This window comes from Bacillus fungorum (assembly GCF_002746455.1).
Taxonomy (GTDB): domain Bacteria; phylum Bacillota; class Bacilli; order Bacillales; family Bacillaceae_G; genus Bacillus_A; species Bacillus_A fungorum.
The window spans coordinates 1-327 of record NZ_NWUW01000180.1; the positions used below are offsets into that span (position 1 = coordinate 1).

Annotated in this window: 1 rRNA gene; it reads left to right on the forward strand. The window is 43.4% G+C overall.

Going from position 1 to position 327, the window contains the following annotated elements:
- Positions 1-110 (forward strand): 16S ribosomal RNA (locus CO726_RS31365); the annotation flags it as partial.
- Positions 111-327 lie beyond the last annotated feature (217 nt).

Below are 327 nucleotides of genomic sequence, written 5' to 3' on the forward strand. Positions count from 1 at the left end.
AGTCGGTGGGGTAACCTTTATGGAGCCAGCCGCCTAAGGTGGGACAGATGATTGGGGTGAAGTCGTAACAAGGTAGCCGTATCGGAAGGTGCGGCTGGATCACCTCCTTTCTATGGAGAATTGATGAACGCTGTTCATCAATATAAGTTTCCGTGTTTCGTTTTGTTCAGTTTTGAGAGAACTATCTCTCATATATAAATGTATGTTCTTTGAAAACTAGATAACAGTGTAGCTCATATTTTTTAATTTTAGTTTGGTTAAGTTAGAAAGGGCGCACGGTGGATGCCTTGACACTAGGAGTCGATGAAGGACGGGACTAACGCCGAT